Source organism: Haemophilus sp. C1, from assembly GCF_001276515.1.
In the GTDB taxonomy this organism is placed as follows: Bacteria; Pseudomonadota; Gammaproteobacteria; order Enterobacterales; family Pasteurellaceae; genus Haemophilus.
The window spans coordinates 1-510 of sequence record NZ_LDVZ01000082.1 but is presented as its reverse complement, the minus strand read 5'-3'; the positions used below and the strand labels follow the sequence as shown (position 1 = coordinate 510).

At 39.4% G+C, this 510-nt stretch carries 1 pseudogene; it reads left to right on the top strand.

Annotated features, from left to right (window positions below):
- Positions 1–510, top strand: a pseudogene (locus ABW51_RS09655) (hypothetical protein); the annotation flags it as partial.

Genomic DNA, 510 nt, shown 5'->3' with positions numbered 1-510 from the left:
GGCGCATCCGTTGGAGGCAGTTTCAATAAATCGAAAATCAATGCCGACCACGCCAGCATTAATGAACAAGCTGGAATTTATGCTGGAGATGAAGGGTATGACATCAATGTTAATCAACATACTGATCTTAAAGGTGCATTGATTACCTCTACACAAAAGGCGGAAGCAGATGGCAAAAATCATTTTAGCACTGACAGCATTACTCATTCAGATATTGAAAATCGCTCAAATTATAGTGGTAGCAGTTTTGGTGTGAGTGGCAGTGTGTCAGCTAACTTTGAAACACCATTTGGTAAAAATGGTGTTTCAAAGTACAAAACAAGCCACAGATAAAGATGGTAACCTGCTTTATACCGATAAAAATGGCAACACAACTGTTAATTCTAAAGGAGTAGATGGACAAGAGAACACCAAGAAATTGGCTGAAGGCAAGGAATCTCTCCAATTCTCTTATGGCATGGGCTATGGTAAAGATTCCGATAGCCAATCTAGCACAACAAAAAGTGGTAT